This is a genomic window from Gemmatimonadales bacterium, from assembly GCA_036279355.1.
Classification (GTDB): domain Bacteria; phylum Gemmatimonadota; class Gemmatimonadetes; order Gemmatimonadales; family GWC2-71-9; genus DASQPE01.
On sequence record DASUJH010000060.1, the window covers coordinates 23,213 to 42,708 of the forward strand.

Here is a 19,496-nt window from a genome sequence, read left to right on the forward strand (position 1 = left end):
GGCAGGGAGCTCCGCCGGTCGAGTCCCTACCGCCCTTACCGCCTCTACCGCCCTCACGGCCTTTTCTACCGCCCATGCAGATCGCGTTAGCCCGCAAGTACCGTCCGAAGCGCTTCTCAGACCTTCTTGCGCAAGACCATGTCAGCGCCTTGCTCAGGGGCGCGGTGGCTCGCGACCGGGTGGGGCACGCTTACCTGTTGACCGGCCCGCGCGGGGTGGGGAAGACGACCGTGGCCCGCATCCTTGCCATGGCGCTCAACTGTCCCCATCGGCCGGAGTCGGGTGAGGGAGCGGACGACCTCGCGGGCGAGCCGTGCGGCGTGTGTGAGGACTGCCAGCGGATCTGGAACGGCTCGGCCAACCTCGACGTGGTCGAGATCGACGCGGCGAGCAACCGCGGCGTCGACGATGCGCGCGAGCTGCGCGAGCGCGCGATGTACGCGCCGTCGAAAGAGGGCCGGTACAAGGTCTACATCGTGGACGAGGCGCACATGCTCACGCGCGAGGCGTGGAATGCGCTGCTCAAGATCCTGGAGGAGCCGCCGAAGCGCGTCGTCTTCGTGTTCGCTACGACCGATCCGCAGAGGATCGCGGCGGCGGCAGCACCCGTGCTCTCCCGGCTCCAGCGGTTCGATTTCCGCCGCATCGGCCCCGCCGCGATCCGCGACCGGCTTCGCGCCGTGCTGAAGGAAGAGGAGATCTCGGCCGACGACGACGCGCTCACGCTCATCGCCCGCCACGCCGACGGGGGCATGCGCGACGGCCTCTCGATGCTCGACCAGTGCCTGAGCCTGGGTGAGGGCGCGGTGACCGCCGCGCGGGTGCGTGAGGTGCTGGGCCTCGCCGGCGACGAGCTGTTCGCCGAGCTGCTCAGTCTCGTCGCCGAGCGCCGCCCGGCCGGCGTCTTCCCTCTGGTCGAGCGCCTGATGGAATCGGGCGCCGACCTGGCCGAGTTCATGTCCGGCGCCGCCGACACCTGCCGCTCATTGCTCCAATTGCAGCTCGGCGGCGACCCCGACGGCCTCACCGAGGCCATGCGTAACACCCTCGCCGCCTACCGCGATCGCCTGGAGCCCGGCGACCTCCTCCGCATGCTTCGCCTCTCGGCCGAGCAGGAGGCCGCAATCCGGCGGAGCGCCAACTCGCGCCTCGTCGTCGAGACTCTGCTTTTGCGCTGGACGATGATGGACCGCATCGTGGATTTGCGGGAGGTGATCTCCGGCACCCCGCCGGCCGAGCCCCCGTCCCTTTCTGCGCCGCGACCCCGCACCGAGCGTACCGCGCCGAGCGATCCCGCCGCGCCGCCGAGCGCCCCGATCGCGTTCGCGCTCGACTCCCTCCGCGCCGAGTGGCCCGCGCTCGTTACGGCCGTCCGCACAAGGGCCCAGTTCCTCGGGGAAGCGCTGGCCCTCGCCACCCCAGTCGAGGCCGCACCGCCCAAGCTCGCCATCGAGCTGCCCGCCGCGAGCGCCTATTTCGCCCGCATGCTGGAGGAGAAAGCCGCGCAGATCGAAGAGGTGCTGGCGCGCGTGCTCGCCCAGCCCGTACGCCTCGCCGTCGCCGTCACGTCGGCGGACGGCTCCGCCGACCGCCCCGAGCGCCTCACCGAGAGCGCCAGCCGGGCCGAGCGCCTGCGCCGCCTTCGAGACCGGGACCCGGCCCTCGACACGGCGGCCGACGCGTTAGATTTGGAGATCGTCGAGTAGCCGCATCCGCCGGTTCCCGAAGCCCGTATTCGGTTGCGGCGCGATTTGACCCTTCCTACGTTTGGCGGAAAGCGCCGCAAGGCGCCCCGGGTGACAATGGCGGGATTACCCGAATCTATGGCCGACTTCCAGCAGCTCCTGCAGTTGAGCCAGCAGGTGCAGGGTCGCCTGCAGCAACTGCAGTCGGAGCTCGCGGGTCGCACGTTCGAGACGAGTGCCGGCGGCGGGCTGGTGCGCGTGACCGCGGACGGACGGGGCACGGTGCGCGGCATTGCGATCGATCCCGCCGTCTTTCAGGAGCACGACGCCGAGTTCCTCGCGGACCTCGTGCTGTCGGCGGTGGCCGAGGCGCAGCGCCGCGCCGCCGATCTCCTGCAGGCCGAAATGCGGAAGGTCCAGCCGTTCCCGTTTCCATCGCTCTGAACGTGGGGGCGATCGAGCAACTGATCGCCGAGCTGGCAAAGTTGCCGGGGATCGGCCGCAAGACGGCGCAGCGCCTCACGTACCATCTGTTGCAGCATGCGCCCGGGCAGGCCGGGCAGCTCGCGGCCGCACTCACGGCGGTGGCGGAGCAGGTGCGGCCGTGCGAGCAGTGCGGCAATCCGACCGAGGCGCAGCCCTGTGCGATCTGCGGCGATCCGCGGCGCGATGCCACGCTGCTCTGTGTGGTGGAGGAACCCTCGGCCGTGGGCGTGGTCGAGCGCGCCACCGATTTTCGCGGCCGCTACCACGTGTTGGGCGGCCGGCTCTCGCCGCTCGACGGCGTCGGCCCGGAAGCGCTCCGGCTCGACCGGCTGGTACGCCGGGTGCAGGACGAGGGGGTCCGCGAGGTCATTCTCGCCACCAATCCGTCCATGGAGGGCGAAGTGACGGCCACCTATATCCAGCAACTGCTGGCGGGGCTCGGGCCCCGCGTCACCCGGCTCGCGCGCGGGCTGCCGGTCGGCGGCGACCTCGAATACGTGGATGGCATCACCCTCGCCCACGCGCTCTCGGCGCGGCAGGAGCTTACCTGATGGGCTCGCGCACGGGGGTGTTCGCGGGGGCGGCGGCGGCGGGCTTCGTGGCCGGCTGGTTCACGGCGCAGCACCGGTTCGAGCGGCACCGGGCCGATCTCTTCAGCGCGCGGCCGCTCCGCCGGCTCGCGGCGCTCGGGTTCCTGGCGGGCCAGAACGGCGTCGAGACCATCCGCCTGCTGCGCGATTACGTCGCGTGGGAGCACCATCCGGTGCTCCGCCGGCGCGCGCACGCGATCGTGCGGCGCATGGAGGCCGCGATTCGTTGACCGGCGCTCCGGCGAGCTGGTCGTTCGGCGAAGCGGACGCGGAAAAAATGCGCGCCGTGCTTGCCGGATTCTTGAGGGAATCGGGCGCGCGCACGGCGCTCGTCGTCGATCGGTCCGGGCAGCTCGTCGCCACGGTGGGCGAACCCCCCGCGTTCGATCCGACGGCGTTCGCCTCGCTCACGGCGGCGGATTTCAGCGCCAACGACCAGCTCGCCCGGCTTCTGGGCGAGCAGGAGTTCGGCACGCTCTTCCACCAGGGCGAGCGCGAGTCGATGTACCTGGCCGATGTGGCGCGCCGGGTGATCCTGGTGGTGCTGTTCGACACCCGCACCACGCTTGGGCTGGTGAAGCTCCGGGCGCGGCACGCGGTGGGCGCGCTCGACGGGATCTTCACCGCGATGTTCGAGCGGGATGGCGCCGGCGGTCCGCGGCGCGGCATGGAGACGGAATTCGTGGGCGAGGCGGAAAGCGAGATCGACAAACTCTTCGGGGCCTGAGGGAGACGCCGACGCATGTCGATGATCAACTACGCCTCACGCGAGATCAACTGCAAGCTGGTGTACTACGGCCCCGGGCTCGGCGGCAAGACGACGAACCTGGAGCACGTGTACAACAAGGTGGCACCCGCGTCGCGCGGCAAGATGATCTCGCTCGCCACCGAGAGCGAGCGCACCCTCTTCTTCGATTTTCTGCCGGTGGACCTCGGGACCATCCGAGGGTTCAAGGTCAAGTTCCATCTCTACACCGTGCCGGGGCAGGTTTACTACAATGCGTCGCGCAAGCTCATCCTCAAGGGGGTGGACGGCGTCGTGTTCGTGGCCGACAGCCAGATCGACCGGATGGACGCCAACATCGAATCGATGCAGAACCTGTACGAGAACATGGCGCAGTACGGCTACGACATGACGAAGCTGCCGTTCGCGGTGCAGTACAACAAGCGCGACCTGCCCAACGCGGCGCCCGTCGCGGAGCTGCAGGCGGCGCTCAATCCGGGCTGGCCGGTGTCGGAGCCGGCGCGGCAGCGGACGACGCCCGATCCGTATCACGACGGTGAGCAGCTCGTCTTCGAGCAGGATGGCCAATGGGTGGAGCGCGCCCTCTGGTTCGAGGCGGTGGCCTTGACCGGGGATGGGGTGTTCGACACCCTCAAGGCGATCAGCAAGAGCGTGGTGAAGGGACTCGGCTAGGTGGCGGGAATGTGGACCCTGCCCAACATCATCACGATCGTCCGGATCTGTTTCACCCCGATCATCGCGCTGTTGCCGTTCATCGAGGGCTACTGGCCGAAGCTCATTGCGCTCGTCGTCTTCATCATTGCCGCGGTGAGCGACGTCTTCGACGGCCGCCTCGCCCGCTCGCGCAAGCAGGTGACCAACCTCGGCATCCTGCTCGATCCCATCGCCGACAAGCTGCTCCTCTTCGCGACGCTGATCCCGATTTACTGGATCTCGCGCCAGCGGCACGACTTCTACGACATCCCGATCTGGGGCAGCATTCCGCTCTGGGTGTGCCTGCTGCTCATCGGCCGGGAGCTGGCGATGACGTGGTTCCGCTGGTGGGCCAAGCAGCGGGGCGTCGTAATCCCGGCCGGCGGCGCCGGCAAGCTCAAGACCGTCATCCAGAACATCTTCATCGGGGCGACGATCGCGTGGTTTGCGTTCAGGGATGCAAGGAAGCCCCTCGGGTGGGAGCACAGCCGGTGGGCGGAATACTGGAATGAATTTCACGGCGGCTTCGTGGCGGTGACGCTCGCGGTGGCGACGTTGCTCACGGTTTATTCCTTTGCGGTCTACCTGTACAGGAACAGGGGGCTGTTTTCAGGGCGATAGGCACCCGGTAGTGTTCCTCCCATGAATTTCGAAATTCTTACCATCGGCACCGAGCTCGTCCTCGGCCTCACCCTCGACACCAATGGGGCTGAGATCGCCCGTACGCTCTCCGAGTCCGGCGTCCGCATCGTGCGGCGGACGGCGGTGGCGGATCGGGGCGATGAGATCCGGGATGCGGTACGTGATGCACTCGCGCGTACGGGTGCGGTGATTACGACCGGCGGGCTCGGCCCCACGCGGGACGACATCACCAAGCGGATCGTGGCGGAGTTGTTCGGGGCGCCGCTCGAGTTCGACGAGGCGGTGTGGCAGGCGCTGGTTGCGCGCTTTGCGCGGTTCGGGCGGGTGCCGGTGGCCTCCAACCGGGTGCAGGCTGAGGTGCCGCGCGGGGCCCTCGTGCTGCCGAATCGGTGGGGAACGGCGCCGGGGCTCTGGATGGAAGGGGAGCTGGACGGCGGCGGGTCGCGCGGGCTCGTGATCATGCTGCCCGGCGTGCCGATCGAGATGGCGAACCTACTGGCGCACGAAGTGGGGCCGAGGCTCGCGGCGCGGGCGGGTGGCCAAACGGTGCGCTCGGCCGTCGTTCGCACGACCGGGATCCCCGAGTCGACGCTGGCCGAACGGCTGGGAGAGATCGAGGACGCGATCGCGCCGCTCACGTTGGCGTACTTGCCGGGGTGGCCGGGCGTTGATCTCCGGGTCACCGCGTGGAATCTCCCGGTCGCCGAGGCCGACGCCAGGCTCCGCGCGGCGGTCGGCCTGCTGCGCGATCGCGCCGGCGGCCACGCCTACGGCGAGGGCGGTGATGACCTGGCTGCCGTGGTACTCGAGCTGGCGCGAGCGCAGGGGCTGCGAATCGGGGTGGCAGAGTCGTGCACCGGTGGTCTCGTGGGTGCGAGGCTCACGGACATTCCGGGCAGCTCCGACGTCTTCGTCGGCGGCGTCATCTCCTACGACGACGCGATCAAGAGCGCGTTGCTCGACGTGCCGGAGGCGGTGATCGGCCGCTACGGCGCGGTGAGTGAGGAGGTGGCGCGCCTCATGGCGGAGGGCGCGGTGCGGCGGCTCGGTGTGGATCTCGCGGTGGCGGTGACGGGCATCGCGGGTCCGGGCGGCGGGAGCGCGGAGAAGCCGGTGGGGACGGTGTGGTTCGCGCTGGCGCACGGCGAAAGGGTCAACACGCCGGCGCGGTTCACGATCGAGACGAGCGCCACGCGGGCGCTGTTCGTCGGAACGCGTGCGGAAATTCGGGCACGAGCGGCGCAGGCGGCGCTGTATCTCGCGGCGCGCCGCCTACGGTGACTACCGACCAAATCGATCAACTCCCGGTTAGGCTTCTGACGCAAGTGCGACCCTGTCGGGATCCGCGTCGCGCAACGCGCGAAGCCCCCGCCCGGTCGGAACCCAAACCGTCGGCTGAAGCTTCATCGCGCTCGCGATTATTGTCACATCGCGCACCGGCTCGGCGCCGGCCGGCACCGCGGCTGCGGGCGCCGCCGCGCTCGCCGGCACGGCCTCGCGCTGACGGACCGCCGCGCCGCGCCACTCACCTGCCGCTCCCCCCGGAAATCGTAGACCGCCGGCCGCACGAGCCGCAGCCCGGCCACCTCGTGCAACTGCGTGAGGTATCGTGTGTAGGCTCGGAGCCCGAGCTCGAGCGTGCGCATGGTGCACCTCTTTCCATTACTGCCGGCCCCTCGTCTAATGCGTTCAGTGTGGTAGATGGCCGCTGCACCGGATTTTCTCCCCGTCTCATTATCTTTCGCCTGTCCCGTGGATGGGTGGATGTGCCTGTGAAGAACGACAAACGATTCTCCGACCAAAACCGCGACCGCGGCCGCAGGGGCGGCCCCGGCGGCGACCCGAACGGCCCCGACGAGCCGATCCATACCCCCGCCGGCATGGCGGACCCCGCGTCCTCGCGTGGTCGCGCCGCCGACGGCGCCGACCTCGCCTCGACCGACATGAGCCAGCGTCCCGCCGGCGCTCGGCCGGAAGACGTACAACCGCCAGCCGAGTACGCGCCGGACCCGGGCACTGCCGCCGGCGTCCCGGCCGAGCCTGAGGCCGAAGCCGTCCGCCGACTCGAGGGCGAAATCGCCGAGTTGCGCGACCGCCAGCTCCGCCTCGCCGCCGAGTTCGACAACTACCGGAAGCGCGTCACCCGCGAGCGGAGCGAGTTGAGCGACCGCGCCCAGGCCGCGTTCGTCCTCCGTCTGCTCGACGTGCTCGACGACTTGGACCGCATCGTGGCCGACTCCGCGAGCGCCCCGCCCGATGCACTGCGCGAAGCGCTCACGCTCGTCGACCGCAAGCTCCGCAAGGAGCTGGAGGCCGCCGGCGTCGAGCGTATCGATCCCGCCGGCGAAACCTTCAACCCGAGCGAGCACGAGGCCGTCTCGACCGTACCGCCGCCCAGCCCTGCGCAGGACCACATGGTGAGCGCGACATTCCAGAACGGCTATCGCTTCAAGGGTCAGCTGGTGAGACCGGCGCGGGTGCAGGTCTATTCCACCCACGGCGCCGGCTGATCGTGGCTGCAAAGGATTTCTACCAGGTGCTGGGCGTGCCGGACACGGCGAGTCAGGCGGACATCAAGAAGGCCTACCGCCGGCTCGCCAAGCAGTACCACCCCGACGCGAACCCGAACAACCCGCAGGCGGCTGAGCGCTTCAAGGAGATTTCCGAGGCGCACGCCACGCTCTCGGACGCCGAGAAGCGGAAGCAGTACGACCAGATGCGGAAGCTCGGCGCGTTCGAGGGATTCGCGCGGCGCCCGGCGGGCGCAGGTGCCGGTGCGCGCGCGGGTGGCCCGGGCGGGTTCGGGGGCACGGGTGCGCCCGGCGGCTTCGGTGCCGAAGAGGTCGACATCAATGACCTCGGCGGCTTCGGCCTGGGCGACATCTTCTCGTCAATCTTCGGGCGCGGACGGCGAGAAGAGCGCGGCGAGAGCCTGGAGACGCTGCTCGAGGTGCCATTCCGCGTGGCGATGCTCGGCGGCAAGGTGCCGGTGACGCTTCCAGTCACCGAGCCGTGCCCGACCTGTCACGGGAGCGGGGCGGCACCCGGTGCCGCGCTCATCACCTGTCCCGAGTGTCAGGGACGCGGCACCATCTCGTTCGGCCAAGGCAACTTTGCCGTGAATCGTCCGTGCCCGCAGTGCCGCGGGCGCGGCAAGATCCCGTCGACGCCGTGCCCCACCTGCTACGGCGCGGGCGAGGTGCGCACCGAGCGGCGCGTCATGATCACGGTACCGCCCGGCACCGAGACCGGTACCCGCGTGCGGCTCACGGGCCAGGGCTCACCCGGTCGCGCGGGCGCTCCCGCCGGCGATCTCATCATCACCTTCCAGGTGCAGCCCGATCGCTTCTTCACCCGCGAGGGGCTCGACATCGTCTGCGAGGTGCCGATCAACCTGGCGCAGGCGGTGCTCGGTACCCGGCTCCGCGTGCGCACGCTCGACGGCAAGAAGGTGATGCTGCGGATCCCGCCCGGCACCCAGCCCGGGCGGCGTTTCCGCATCAAGGGCCAAGGGGTCGAAGGGAAAGGCCGCCGCGGCGATCAGCTCGTGGAGATCAAGGTGACGCTGCCCGAGACGCTCACCGCCGAGCAGCAGGAGATGATGAAGAAGTTCGCGGACGCGACGGGGATGGCGCACTAGCGCCATCCCTCTACATCACGCGACCTGGCAGGCAAGCATTCGTTCGTCCATGTCCGCCACCTCGTGCTGCGCCCCCAGCATCTGGTAGGTCCTGCGGGCCTCCAACAGAAAACTCTGCGCCTCTTTCACACGACCTCGCTCGCGATACAGCTCGGCGAGGTCTCGCCATGCGTCCGCCTCGGCCAGCGGACAGTCCGCCGCCCGCGCCACTTCCACCGCCGAGCGCAGGTGCGACTCGGCCAGCGTCGGCTGGTCGAGCGCGCGGCTGACCACGCCTGCAAGCCGGTGCGCCCCGGCCAGGTCGCGCCGGGCCCCGAGGCGCGTGAAGGCGCGCAGCGCGCGCTCTACCAGCGTCCGCGCGCCCGCGTACTGCCCGAGCGCGGCCTGCACCTCGGCCCGGTTGAGGGCCGCGAGCGCGGTGAGGTGCACATCGGCCACGGCCTGGGCGAGCCGCTGACAGTCGCGGTAGTGCGCGTCGGCCTGCTGCCACTGGCGCTGATCCGCGTGGAGCATGCCGAGGTTGTGATACGCGATCGCGCAGCCGCGGGTGTCATGCGCGCGCTCGCAGGCGTCGAGTGCGCGGCCGTAATGCATGAGCGCGGACTCCCAGTGGCCCTGGGCGCTGTCGATGATGCCGAGGTTCTCCTCGACCTTGCCGATCACGGAAACATCCCCGGCGGCGAGCTCCAGCGCGCGGACGAAGCTGGCCCGTGCCTCCGCGAGCTTTCCGTGCTCGAACGCGAACCCGCCGAGCGCATTGAGCGCCTCCGCCGCCAGGTCCGGCAGCTCCGCCGCCACCGCCGCGTCCAGGCTCCGGCGGCAGCATTCGCGGGCCGCTTCCGGTTCCGCCTTCCGATGGTGCAGCACGCCGAGCCTGCGGAAGGCCTCGGCCCGCACGCGGGAGGAGGGCCCGCCGGCCGCCGAGTCAATCGCCGCGGCGTAACACTCGACCGCTTTGTCCATACGTCCCGCGAGGTCGTGCCGGCGGCCCTCGTCGAGGCACCGCTCGGCACTCCTCTCGTCGGTATCGTCGCCCGGATTGCTGGCGATCGCCATCCGCGCCTCCCGGTTTCACGTGAGCCTTTCCACTCCGGTCCGGCAGTCACGGATGACGATCAATAGTGAATGGCGTAGCGGCTGAAGTGGCCGATGCCCGCGCTGACGGTCTTCTGCCGGAGGTCGACCGTGGACTTGAGCGTCTCGAGCAGATTCAGCGACTCGCTCACATAGTCGATGCCGAGCAACGCGCCGTGCGGCAGGAGGCAGCCGGAGTAGCTCATGGTGAGCGTCGGCTTGGCCGAGGCCTTGAAGCGGAGCCCTTCAGGCGAGAAGCGGACGCTTCGCACCCGGCTCGACGGGGTCTCCATCGTGATGGTGACCGTGCGCGAGAGCGCGCCTCTCGGCACGACGAGCTTATGGCCGCTTACCGAAATGCTGCCGCCCGCGGGGCCGATGCTCTCGGTCGCCTTTGCGTACGACTGCGGGCTACAGGTGAGCAGATCGAGCGTAGCGCCGACCGTTGAGGTCAACGCACCCGCAGTGGAGCTCACCGTCGAGATCGCGGTGCCGATCAGATTTTCCGATGGCGCGGGCGGCGGAGCGGAGGGGCCGGTAATGCCGCCGTCCGAACAGCCGGTAGCGACGGTGGCGAGGAGCGCTGCGGTAAAGGCGGCGCCAGCGAGGACGCGCATCAAGCCCTCCGGGAGATGGTCGAAACTGCGGGCCATCCGCCATTCGGCGGACGCCGCACCCATTGACCGACTCCCAGACGCGCTCGACGCGTCGCGGACCACCTTCGGCACCGAGCTATCTCACCGGTCCTCTGATGAGACCCCTGGTTTTGCGGCCCCGGATCGCTCCGGGTGTGCTCTTATCGGGCAGTCGGTTTTTTTGTTGGTGCGCCGGCAGGTTGCCCGGCGCGCTCGCCCGTCGCAACGGATGTGCCGGGGTACGAAGCGCAACCGATGGCAGCGCAGCGGCGGCGACCGACGCAGCGCACACGCGAGTGGGAGAAGGCGTTAGCCCCTGCCCGCTCCGAAGTGCGCCACGCCTTGCGCGGATGCCCGGCTGGGCCAGCTCCTGCAATCCGCTAACGGATTGCATTTCCTCCGCGCAACTGATTGCAGCGGGCGGCCTCGGCGGACCCGCTCGCGCGGCGGTCCGGGCGCTGTGCATCCGGCAGCGGCGCGGCCGGCCGGGTATGGCGATTGCCTCGCGTCGTCTCGTCCATCCCGCGGAATGCTATCCGACGTGACCCATTCGATGCGATCGAACGGCGCGAACGGTTCCGGGGCGCCCCGGGCGCTCGCGCCGGGGGCGCCACGACCAATCTTCGAGCGCTCGCCCGCCGAGGCGACGCTCCGCGCGGCCTTGCAGCGCGACCGGGAGGGGGCCACGGCCGAGGCGATCGCCGGGTTCACTGCGGCCGTGGAAATGGCTGAGGAGAGCGGAGAAGATGCGGTCTTCGCAGAGGCATTGCGCCGGCTGGCGGTCGTTCGGCATCGGAGCGGCGACACGGCGCCCGCCCGCGAGCTGTGCCAGCGCAGCTTCGACATCGCCACTCGCCGCCTGGCCGACGCGCGCCTCGGCGCGGAGGCGCTGAACGCGCTCGCAAGCTTCGACCTCGAGGCGGGCGCCATCGAGTCGGCGGAAGAGACCTACCGGCGGGCGCTGGTGCTCGCCCGCGACATCGCCGCGGTCCGCGTGGCAATCGAGCAGAACCTCGGCATTCTGGCCAACATCCGCGGCAATTACACCGACGCGCTGGCGCACTATCACCGCGCGCTCGAGGCGGCGCAGGGTGGCGACGATCAGCGCAGTTGTGCGGTGATCTATCACAACCTGGGCATGATCAGCGCCGATCGACATCGGTGGGACGAGGCCGACTCCTACTTCCGGCAGAGCCGCCGGATTGCCGAGGAGGTGAAGGACGCGCATCTCCGCGGCCTCTGCCTGCTGAACCACGCGGAGGTGCACGTCGCCCGCGGGCGGATGGAGCAGGCGCTCAGGTACGCGGAAGGCGCGCTGACTGCCTTCGACGAGCTGCACGCGCATCTCGACAAGGCGGACGCCTACAAGGTTATAGGCGTCGTGTTCCGCGAGGTGGGCCGCACGGCGCTCGCGGAGGCGCGCCTCAAGACGGCAGTGGAGTTGGCCGCAAGCACCGGCGGTGTCCTGAGCGAGGCGGAGGCCACCCGCGAGCTGGCCATTCTCTCTCAGTCCACCGGCCGGAACCAGGACGCGCTGCGGCTGCTCAGCGCATCGCATAAGCTTTTCCGGCGACTCGACGCGCGGGCGGACCTGGTTGACGTCGCGTCCAAGATGGACCGGCTGGAGGCGACCTATCTCGCCGTGGTGCGCGAGTGGGGCCGGTCGATCGAGTCGGCGGACACCTACACCCACGGCCACTGCGAGCGGGTGGCGGACTACGGCGCGGCGGTGGCCGGCGCGCTCGGGCTCGACGACGGGGTGGTGACCACGATCCGGCTCGGCGCCTACCTGCACGACCTCGGGAAGGTGCGCATCCCGCACGAGATCCTGAACAAGCCGGGCCGGTTGACGGACGTAGAGTTCGGGGTAATGAAGAAGCACCCGGAGTGGGGGCTCGAGCTTGTCGCCGACATCGAGTTTCCGTGGGACATCAAGCCGATCATCCGCTCGCACCACGAGAAATACGATGGCAGCGGCTATCCCGACGGGCTCGTGGGCGACGCAATTCCGCTCGGCGCGCAGGTCATCTGCGTGGTGGACGTGTACGACGCGCTCACCACGACGCGCAGCTATCGCGCGGCGATGTCGAAGGAGGAAGCGCTCGGGCGGATGCGGGAGAGCGGGCACTGGTGGCGGCCGGACGTGTTCGCGGCGTTCGAGCGGGCGATCGGCCACCCTGGCGCGGACGGGCAGCGCCAGGGTGCCGCGGCGTAGACGGGACCGCCGCTCGAGCTACGCCGGCAGCACGCCGATGCCATGGGTCTCGGGCACTTCCTGCACCTGCCCAGGCCAGCTCCGTCACGTTCGAAGTTCGCGGCCTGACCCACCGTTGGCGCCTCCGGGAGTGCGACGCGGCTGGGGCCGCAGTTTGGTCCCGGGTAAACGAGCTGAGGGTCGGGACGGTTCCGCAGCGGCGATGAGCGGTCGCGCGGCTACAGCTGGCTGCGTGTGCCCTCAGCCAGCACGCGGTGCGTGGATCGCTCGCCCTCGGCATTGCGCGGCTGGCGCTGCAGGTACACCCCGTCCGCCCCGAGCTCCCACGCCTGCCGGTTGTCCTTCCACATGAGCTCGAGCAGACTCAGGATCGTGGCGCGGTGGGCCGGCGAGTCGATCGGCACCACGCATTCGATCCGCCGCTCGAAGTTGCGGGGCATCCAGTCGGCCGAGCCGATGTAGACCTCGGCGTCGCCGCCGTTCAGGAAGTAGTACGCGCGCGAGTGCTCCAGGAAGCGGCCCACGATGCTGATCACGCGAATGTTGTCGCTCACCCCGGCGAGCCCCGGCCGGAGGCAGCAGATGCCGCGGACGATGAGATCGACCGCGACCCCGGCCCGCGACGCCTCGTAAAGCGCCGCGATCAAGTCCGGATCGACCAGCGCGTTGAGCTTGGCGAAGATCCATGCGGGCCGCCCCGCCTCGCGGTGGCGGATCTCCCGCCGGATCATCTCGAGGAAGAACTCGCGCATGCCACGCGGCGCGACGATGAGCTTGCGGTAGGCCGCCGGCTGCGCGAATCCGGTGAGCACATTGAAAAGATCTGTGAGATCGGCACCCAGCTCGGCGTTGTCGGTGAGCAGGCCGAAGTCGGTGTAGAGCCGAGCCGTCTTGGGGTTGTAGTTGCCGGTGCCGATGTGCACGTAGCGGCGCATCGCGTCGCCTTCGCGGCGCACCACCAGCATCACCTTGGCGTGGGTCTTGAGCCCCGGCACCCCATAGCTCACGTGCACGCCCACGTCTTCCAGCCGCTGGGCCCAGGTGATGTTGTTCTCCTCGTCGAACCGCGCCTGCAGCTCGATCAGCACCGCCACCTGCTTGCCCCGCTCGGCGGCCTGCGCCAGCATCCGCGCGATGCTCGAATCGCCGCCGGTTCGGTAGAGCGTCAGCTTGATGGCGACGACGTCCGGGTCCTCGGTGGCCGCCTGGATGAAGCGCTCCACGGAGGTGGCGAAGCTGTCATACGGGTGGTGCAGGAGGACGTCGCCTTCGCGGATCACCTCGAAGATGCTGCGCGGGCCCGCGAGGCGCGGCTGCGTGCCCGGGTGGAACGGCGGGTCCTTGAGCGCGGGCAGGTCGAGCGAGGTGAGGCTCAAGAGGTCGGCGGTGTCCAGCAGGCCCAGCACCTCGTACACGTCGTCACTCGTGAGCGGTGCCGCCGGCTGCTCCTGGTCCTCGCTGAACTCGGCCAGCAACAGCTCGCGGAGCGATGCCGGCATCGACGCGTGCACCTCGATCCGCACCACCTCGGCGAACCGGCGGTTCCGCACCTCCTCCTGGATCAGGCTCAGCAGGTCCTCGGCCTCGTCGTCGTTCTCGATCTGGAGATCGGTATCGCGGGTGATGCGGAAGGTGTACCAGCCGAGGATCTCGATGCCGGGAAAGAGCATCTCGAGATTGGCGCCGATCACCTGTTCCAGCGGCACGAAGCTGTGCGGCGCTGTGAGCGGCACCCAGCGCGGCAGGATCTTGGGCACCTTGACGCGGGCAAAGCGCTCCTCGCCGTCGGCGCCGCGGAGGGCCACCGCAAGCGAAAGGCTCAGGTTCGAGATGTAGGGGAACGGGTGCCCGGGGTCCACCGCGAGCGGCGTCAGCACCGGAAAGACGTTGGTCTCGAAGTAGCGGTCGAGGTGCGCGCGATCGGCCGCGGGGAGATCCGCCACCCTCAGCGTGAGGTGCACGCCGTGCGCCGCGAGCGCCGGGAGCACCTCCTGCATCAGGCAGATCCGGTGCTGCCTGCACAGCTCGCGCACCGTGGTCGAGATGGCGCGGAGCTGGTCTTCCGGCGTCATGCCGTCGGCCGTGCGCTCGCCGATTCCGACCGCGAGCTGCTGCTTCAGGCCCGCGACGCGCACCTGGAAGAACTCGTCCAGGTTGCTGCTGAAGATGCCCAGGAACTTGAGCCGCTCGAGGAGCGGGGTGCGGGGGTCCTGCGCCTCGTGCAGCACCCGGCGGTTGAACTCGAGCCAGGACAGCTCGCGGTTGAGGTAGAGCGACGGGTGGCGAAGGTCGGGCGGCGCTGCCGCGGTCGCCGGAACTTCGGAGAGCGAGGTCACCTTGCCGCCCTACGGCTTTCGCCCGCCCACGAAGAGCGTCAGCACGGTGCTCACGATCCCGATTACGAGCCCGCCCCAGAGCGCGGGCCAGAAGCCGTCCACGCTGAAGCCCAGATGCCAGAACGTGGAGAGCCAGGCAGTCAGGATGAGCAGCACGGCGTTGATCACCAGCATGAAGAGGCCGAGGGTGATCACGATGAGCGGGCAGCTCAGCACGGTGAGGATCGGGCGCACGAGGGCGTTGATGATGCCGAATACCGCCGCCACGATGAGCAGCCGTCCGAACCCGCCGGTGAAGTGCACGCCCGGAATGAGATAGACGGCGACGAGCAGCGCCGCGGCGTTGATGAGCAGCCGGATGATGAGATGGCGCATCAGCGGGGGCGCGCCACCGAGGGCGCTGCGGAGGTGGCGGAGGCTGGCGCGAGATAGGTATCGAGCCAGTCGAGCACGGTGCCCCACCAGAGGCGGCGGTTGCGCGGCTTCACCACCCAGTGCCCCTCGTCGGGAAAGTAGAGGAACTTGCCCGGCACGTGGCGCAGCTCGAGCGCGGTAAAGGCCTGGTAGCCCTCCGACACGTCCACCCGGAAGTCCTGCTGGCTGTGCACGATGAGCATCGGCGTGCTCCAGCGATCGATGAAGTTGGAGGGCGACCAGCGCTCCAGCAAGGCTCGCGCCGAGGGGGAGAGCGGCGTGCCGCCGAACTCGTGGGTGGGGAACCACAGCTCCTCGGTCGAGCCGAACATGGAGCGGGTGTTAAACACCCCGTCGTGCGCCACCAGCGCCTTGAAGCGGTCGGTGTGGCCGGCGAGCCAGTAGATCATGTAGCCGCCGTAGGAGGCGCCGGCCGCGCCCATCCGGTTGCGATCGACGTAGGGCAGGGCCGCCACGACGTCGAGGCCCTTCATGAGATCGGTGTAGGGCGCGCCACCCCAGTGGCGCGAAATGCTGTTGGTGAAGCGCTGGCCGTAGCCGGTCGAGCCGTGGAAATTGACGGCCGCGATCACGTAGCCGCGCGCGGCGAACATCGCGTAGTTCCACCGCGCGTGCCACTCGTCGAGCCAGGCGCCCTGCGGGCCGCCATGGATGAGGTAGATGAGCGGGTAACGCTTCGAACGGTCGAACCCCGGCGGCTTCATTGTCCAGCCGAATACCGAATCGCCATGAGCGCCGACGAAGCCGAACGGCTCGACAGGTGGGAGATCGAGTGCCGCGAGCGCCGAGTCGTTGACGTGAGTGAGCGGCGCGGCGCCGCTCCCGTCGAGCGCGGCGTGCCAGAGCTCGGCTGGGCGGTTGCCGCTCTGGCGCAGGAAGACCATCCCCCCGCCGGCCGGTGCCAACTGCAGAGACGTGTTGACGCCGCCCGCGACGAGGCGGGTGCGCCGCCCGCTCGGCACGTCGATGCGGTACAGCACATTCGTCCCCCGCTCCTCGACCTCGACCATGAGTGCATGGCCATCGGGCGTCCAGGTGAGAGTGGACGGGCTCAGCATCCAGCTTGGCGTGAGCGAGCGGCGGCGGCCGCTCGCACGATCGTACAGAACGATCTCCTGCCGGTCAGCCTCGAACCCCGGCGTGCGCATCGCGAGGTACGCGATGGTGCGGCCGTCGGGCGAAAACGTGGGGCTGTGGTCGTTAGCGTGGCTCGTCGTGATCGCATGGCGTCCGCTGCCGTCGGGCGCCATGACGAAGATGTCGTTGTTGGTGCTCGTGGCGACGACGGAGTCCGGATTATAGACGACGGCCATCTCGTCGCCCGAAGGCGAGAAGGCCACGTCCGCGCCGCCCAGCGCGAGCGTCGGCACGTCGCGATCGAGTGGCGTGACGTCCACGGGGGGCCCCGCCGTGTCGCCGCTCTCGGCGAGCGGCACGCGGAGCACGTGCTGGCGCAGGCCCGCGCGCCAGTCGGTCCAGTGGCGATAGAAGAGATCGGTCCAGATGCGCGCGTCGGTGGGCTGGCCGTCGTTCCGCGCGTCGATTTCCTGGTGCGCAGGCCACTTGAGGTCGGTGACGACGTAGAGCGCTCGGCCGTCGGGGCTCCAGTAGAAATCGGAGATGCCGGTGGGCACGGCGGTGACGCGGGTGGGAGTGCCGCCCGGTGCCGGCATCCGCCAGACCTGGTCGTTACTGTCGCCCTTCGCGAGGAACGCGAGAACGCGCCCGTCGGGCGACCAGCGCGGTGCGTGCTCGCTGCCCTGGATGTTCGTCGCTTCGCGCGCGTTGGCGCCGTCCGCTCCGACGAGCCAGATGCGTCCGACGTTCTTGTTCTGCTCCAGAGATGGGGTGGTGATGGTGAACGCGACGCTCTTGCCGTCCGGCGAGAGCTGCGGGTCGCTCACCACGTGGAGCGAAAGGAAATCCTCCACCGTCACGGGGTGCCGGGCCGGGGCCGGCGACTGAGCCCGCGCAGTGATGGGCGCGAACACGAAGAAGACGGCCGCAAGCGGCGCGACCGCCTGGAGCGCGGCGCCTCCGCGCCGTCTCACGCGATCACCCCGCCGCCCAGCACCCGCCCGCCATCCCCGTACAAGACGCCCGACTGCCCCGGCGCGATGGCGCGCACCGGCTCGGCGAGCGCCAGCCCCATCGTGCCGTCGCCCGCGGAGATTACCGTGGCCGGCACCGCGCGCGCGCGGTAGCGGAGCTGCACCTCACACCGGTCGTCCGCGCCGAGCGGATCGGCGAGCCAGTTCACCTCGTCGAGCCGCACGCGCCGGCCCAGCAGGTCGCCGGCCGTGCCGAGGACGACCTCGCGCGCGCCGGGGCGGATCTCGACTACGTATCGGGCCTCGCGGCCGCCACCGGGCACGCCCTTGCGCTGGCCCACCGTGTAGCGCGCGAACCCGCGGTGCTCGCCCACGACTTCGCCCGCGGTGGTGACGAACGCGCCCGGCGCGAGCGCGGGGGCGCCGGGCGGCAGGTGACGCTCGAGTACCGCGGCGTAGTCGTCGTCCGGCACGAAGCAGATCTCCACCGACTCCTCCTTGTTCGCAGTGGTGAGACCCAGGCGCCGGGCATAGGCGCGCGTTTCGGTCTTGGTCAGCTCGCCGACCGGCGTCAGCATCCGCGCGACGACAGCGCGGTCGATGCCCCAGAGGAAGTAGCTCTGGTCCTTGGCGGCGTCGCGGCCGCGATAGAGCGCGGCGTCACGAGCGACGGCATAGTGCCCGGTGGCAATCGCGTCGCAGCCGAGCGCGTCGGCGTGGGCCAGCAGGTCGCGGAACTTGGTGAACGAGTTGCACCGGACGCACGGAATCGGCGTCCGGCCCCGGCTGTACTCGCTCACGAAGTTCTCGATCACGTGCCGGCTGAAGCGGTCCTCGAGGTTGAGGACGTAGTGCGGAATGCCGAGCGCGTGGGCTACGTCGCGCGCGTCGGTGATCGAGTCGAGCGAGCAGCAGGGGCGATCGGGGACGGCGTCGCCGTAGCAGAAGAGCTTCATCGTGGCGCCGATCACGTCGTAGCCCTGCTCCACGAGCCGCGCCGCGGCCACCGAGCTGTCCACGCCGCCCGACATCGCGACCAGCACCCGCGCGCTCATCGCCCCAGCACTCCGGCGAGCGCGCGCACCTTGGCGACGACCTCGGGGAACACAGCCGCCGCGCTGTTGACGTCCGCATCGGTCGTGGCGCGGCCCAGGCTGAATCGGATGGCGCCGATCGCCAGCTCGCGCGGCACGCCCATGGCCGTGAGCACGTGCGACGGCTCGACCGCGCCGGTGGTGCAGGCGGAGCCGCTGGAGACGGCGACGCCGGCCAGGTCCATGTGCATGAGCAGCGCCTCACTGTCGGCGCCGGGGACGCAGAGGCTGAGAATATGGGGGGCCTGCATGTCGCGCGACGCATCGCCATCGACCGTCACGCTGGCGTCCGGCACGGCGGCGACAAGTGCGTCGCGCAATCGAGCCCGGAGCGCCGCGAGCCGCGCCACGTGCGCCGGCCGCTCCCGCGCCGCCAGCTCGGCCGCTGCGCCGAAGCCCACCGCGCCCGCGATGTTTTCAGTGCCCGGCCGGACGCCGCCCTGCTGGCCCCCGCCGTGGATGAGCGGCTCCAGCAGCTTGGGCTCGCGCGCCACCAATGCGCCGACACCCTTCGGCCCGCCGATCTTGTGTGCCGAGACGCTCAGCAGATCGCAATCGAGCTCACGAAAGCCGAGCGCGCGATTGCCGAACGCCTGCACCGCGTCGGTGTGAAAGCGTACGCCCGCAGCCCGGCAGCGGCGGGCGATTTCCCCGATGGGCTGCACGACCCCGGTCTCGTTGTTGACCCACATCACCGACACGAGCGTCGGCCGCTCGGCGGCGGGCGCGGCGAGCGCCTCATCGAGCGCCGCGAGGTCGAGCAGCCCGTCGCGCCCCACCGGCAGCAGGGTCTCGCGCCCGTCAAACACCGCCACCGCGTGCGCCGCCGCCAGCACCGCCTTGTGCTCCGTGCCGGGTGTGGCGACGTGCGCCAGCTCGCCCCGGTGCCGCATCGCGAGCGCCAAGCCGAGGACGGCGAGATTGTCGGCCTCGGTGCCGCCCGAGGTGAAGAGCACCTGCGCCGGCTCCGCCCCGACGGCCGCGGCCACCTGCCGCCGCGCCTGCTCCAGCCCCGCGCGCGCCGCGCGCCCGAAGCGGTGCGGGCTCGACGGGTTGCCGAACGCCTCCGCGCCCAAGTACGGGAGCATGGCGTCCCGCGCTTCGGGGCGGACCGGCGTCGTCGCGGCGTGGTCGAGATAGACGGCGGAAGGCATGGCGGAAAGATAGCGCAGCCG

The 19,496-nt window shown here is 70.1% G+C and carries 18 protein-coding genes and 1 riboswitch; of the genes, 11 read left to right on the forward strand and 7 right to left on the reverse strand.

Translation table 11 applies throughout. The features are described from left to right. Positions 1 to 74: 74 nt before the first annotated feature. From dnaX to VFW66_14600, 10 genes are all read left to right on the forward strand, one after another. The gene (gene dnaX, locus VFW66_14555; GenBank protein HEX5387921.1) at positions 75 to 1,706 is read left to right on the forward strand and encodes a DNA polymerase III subunit gamma/tau; all 1,632 of its coding nucleotides are present in this window, start codon (positions 75 to 77) and stop codon (positions 1,704 to 1,706) included. A 117-nt stretch (positions 1,707 to 1,823) separates the two neighbouring features. Further along, the gene (locus VFW66_14560) at positions 1,824 to 2,129 is read left to right on the forward strand and encodes a YbaB/EbfC family nucleoid-associated protein (GenBank protein ID HEX5387922.1); all 306 of its coding nucleotides are present in this window, start codon (positions 1,824 to 1,826) and stop codon (positions 2,127 to 2,129) included. A gap of 2 nt (positions 2,130 to 2,131) precedes the next feature. Further along, positions 2,132 to 2,722, forward strand: coding sequence for a recombination mediator RecR (gene recR, locus VFW66_14565; protein ID HEX5387923.1), 591 nt, complete (start codon positions 2,132 to 2,134; stop codon positions 2,720 to 2,722). Continuing rightward, on the forward strand, positions 2,722 to 2,991 hold the full coding sequence (locus VFW66_14570) for a hypothetical protein (protein ID HEX5387924.1): 270 nt from the start codon (positions 2,722 to 2,724) through the stop codon (positions 2,989 to 2,991). The genes recR and VFW66_14570 overlap by 1 nt, the downstream gene beginning before the upstream one ends. Further along, positions 2,988 to 3,488 carry a roadblock/LC7 domain-containing protein gene (locus VFW66_14575; protein ID HEX5387925.1) on the forward strand — a complete coding sequence of 167 codons (501 nt, stop codon included), beginning with the start codon at positions 2,988 to 2,990 and terminating at the stop codon, positions 3,486 to 3,488. Before VFW66_14570 ends, VFW66_14575 begins: the two co-directional genes overlap by 4 nt. Positions 3,489 to 3,503: 15 nt before the next feature. Beyond that, positions 3,504 to 4,178, forward strand: a complete 675-nt coding sequence (locus VFW66_14580; GenBank protein ID HEX5387926.1) for a GTPase domain-containing protein — start codon at positions 3,504 to 3,506, stop codon at positions 4,176 to 4,178. 9 nt (positions 4,179 to 4,187) lie between these two features. Beyond that, positions 4,188 to 4,820 (forward strand): CDP-diacylglycerol--glycerol-3-phosphate 3-phosphatidyltransferase, encoded by a 633-nt coding sequence (pgsA, locus tag VFW66_14585; protein HEX5387927.1) that lies wholly within the window; start codon positions 4,188 to 4,190, stop codon positions 4,818 to 4,820. Positions 4,821 to 4,841: 21 nt separating this feature from the next. After that, on the forward strand, positions 4,842 to 6,122 hold the full coding sequence (locus VFW66_14590) for a CinA family nicotinamide mononucleotide deamidase-related protein (GenBank protein ID HEX5387928.1): 1,281 nt from the start codon (positions 4,842 to 4,844) through the stop codon (positions 6,120 to 6,122). Between the two features lie 491 nt (positions 6,123 to 6,613). After that, positions 6,614 to 7,351 (forward strand): nucleotide exchange factor GrpE, encoded by a 738-nt coding sequence (locus tag VFW66_14595; protein ID HEX5387929.1) that lies wholly within the window; start codon positions 6,614 to 6,616, stop codon positions 7,349 to 7,351. A 2-nt stretch (positions 7,352 to 7,353) separates the two neighbouring features. Next, positions 7,354 to 8,481, forward strand: coding sequence for a J domain-containing protein (locus VFW66_14600; protein HEX5387930.1), 1,128 nt, complete (start codon positions 7,354 to 7,356; stop codon positions 8,479 to 8,481). A gap of 15 nt (positions 8,482 to 8,496) precedes the next feature. Here VFW66_14600 and VFW66_14605 read toward each other — a convergent pair whose 3' ends face one another. Continuing rightward, positions 8,497 to 9,537 (reverse strand): tetratricopeptide repeat protein, encoded by a 1,041-nt coding sequence (locus tag VFW66_14605; GenBank protein ID HEX5387931.1) that lies wholly within the window; start codon positions 9,535 to 9,537, stop codon positions 8,497 to 8,499. 59 nt (positions 9,538 to 9,596) lie between these two features. Continuing rightward, the gene (locus VFW66_14610) at positions 9,597 to 10,172 is read right to left on the reverse strand and encodes a hypothetical protein (GenBank protein HEX5387932.1); all 576 of its coding nucleotides are present in this window, start codon (positions 10,170 to 10,172) and stop codon (positions 9,597 to 9,599) included. A 103-nt stretch (positions 10,173 to 10,275) separates the two neighbouring features. Next, positions 10,276 to 10,360: riboswitch (cyclic di-GMP riboswitch) on the reverse strand. 371 nt (positions 10,361 to 10,731) lie between these two features. On the opposite strand from VFW66_14610, the gene VFW66_14615 reads away from it, so the two are divergent. Continuing rightward, positions 10,732 to 12,405, forward strand: coding sequence for an HD domain-containing phosphohydrolase (locus VFW66_14615; protein ID HEX5387933.1), 1,674 nt, complete (start codon positions 10,732 to 10,734; stop codon positions 12,403 to 12,405). Between the two features lie 218 nt (positions 12,406 to 12,623). Here the strand turns inward: VFW66_14615 and ppk1 are convergent, their stop codons facing one another. Genes ppk1 through VFW66_14640 form a run of 5 tightly spaced genes read right to left on the reverse strand, consistent with a single transcriptional unit; the run spans position 12,624 to position 19,475 of the window. After that, entirely contained in the window at positions 12,624 to 14,741 is a 2,118-nt protein-coding gene (gene ppk1, locus VFW66_14620) for a polyphosphate kinase 1 (protein HEX5387934.1), read from the reverse strand. Between the two features lie 9 nt (positions 14,742 to 14,750). Continuing rightward, on the reverse strand, positions 14,751 to 15,116 hold the full coding sequence (locus VFW66_14625; GenBank protein HEX5387935.1) for a phage holin family protein: 366 nt from the start codon (positions 15,114 to 15,116) through the stop codon (positions 14,751 to 14,753). Next, a complete protein-coding gene (locus VFW66_14630; protein HEX5387936.1) occupies positions 15,116 to 17,227 on the reverse strand; it encodes a S9 family peptidase in 2,112 nt (703 codons plus the stop codon). Before VFW66_14630 ends, VFW66_14625 begins: the two co-directional genes overlap by 1 nt. After that, positions 17,224 to 18,282, reverse strand: a complete 1,059-nt coding sequence (gene mnmA / locus VFW66_14635; GenBank protein HEX5387937.1) for a tRNA 2-thiouridine(34) synthase MnmA — start codon at positions 18,280 to 18,282, stop codon at positions 17,224 to 17,226. The genes VFW66_14630 and mnmA overlap by 4 nt, the downstream gene beginning before the upstream one ends. Next, positions 18,279 to 19,475, reverse strand: a complete 1,197-nt coding sequence (locus VFW66_14640; GenBank protein HEX5387938.1) for a cysteine desulfurase family protein — start codon at positions 19,473 to 19,475, stop codon at positions 18,279 to 18,281. The genes mnmA and VFW66_14640 overlap by 4 nt, the downstream gene beginning before the upstream one ends. Positions 19,476 to 19,496 lie beyond the last annotated feature (21 nt).

Excerpts from the sequence above, each read along its gene's own strand:
- dnaX (HEX5387921.1), top strand. The coding sequence starts at position 75 with ATGCAGATCGCGTTAGCCCGCAAGTACCGTCCGAAGCGCTTCTCAGAC.
- VFW66_14560 (HEX5387922.1), top strand. The coding sequence starts at position 1,824 with ATGGCCGACTTCCAGCAGCTCCTGCAGTTGAGCCAGCAGGTGCAGGGT.
- VFW66_14570 (HEX5387924.1), top strand. The coding sequence starts at position 2,722 with ATGGGCTCGCGCACGGGGGTGTTCGCGGGGGCGGCGGCGGCGGGCTTC.
- VFW66_14580 (HEX5387926.1), top strand. The coding sequence starts at position 3,504 with ATGTCGATGATCAACTACGCCTCACGCGAGATCAACTGCAAGCTGGTG.
- pgsA (HEX5387927.1), top strand. The coding sequence starts at position 4,188 with ATGTGGACCCTGCCCAACATCATCACGATCGTCCGGATCTGTTTCACC.
- VFW66_14590 (HEX5387928.1), top strand. The coding sequence starts at position 4,842 with ATGAATTTCGAAATTCTTACCATCGGCACCGAGCTCGTCCTCGGCCTC.
- VFW66_14605 (HEX5387931.1), bottom strand. The coding sequence starts at position 9,537 with ATGGCGATCGCCAGCAATCCGGGCGACGATACCGACGAGAGGAGTGCC.
- VFW66_14610 (HEX5387932.1), bottom strand. The coding sequence starts at position 10,172 with ATGCGCGTCCTCGCTGGCGCCGCCTTTACCGCAGCGCTCCTCGCCACC.
- VFW66_14625 (HEX5387935.1), bottom strand. The coding sequence starts at position 15,116 with ATGCGCCATCTCATCATCCGGCTGCTCATCAACGCCGCGGCGCTGCTC.
- mnmA (HEX5387937.1), bottom strand. The coding sequence starts at position 18,282 with ATGAGCGCGCGGGTGCTGGTCGCGATGTCGGGCGGCGTGGACAGCTCG.
- VFW66_14640 (HEX5387938.1), bottom strand. The coding sequence starts at position 19,475 with ATGCCTTCCGCCGTCTATCTCGACCACGCCGCGACGACGCCGGTCCGC.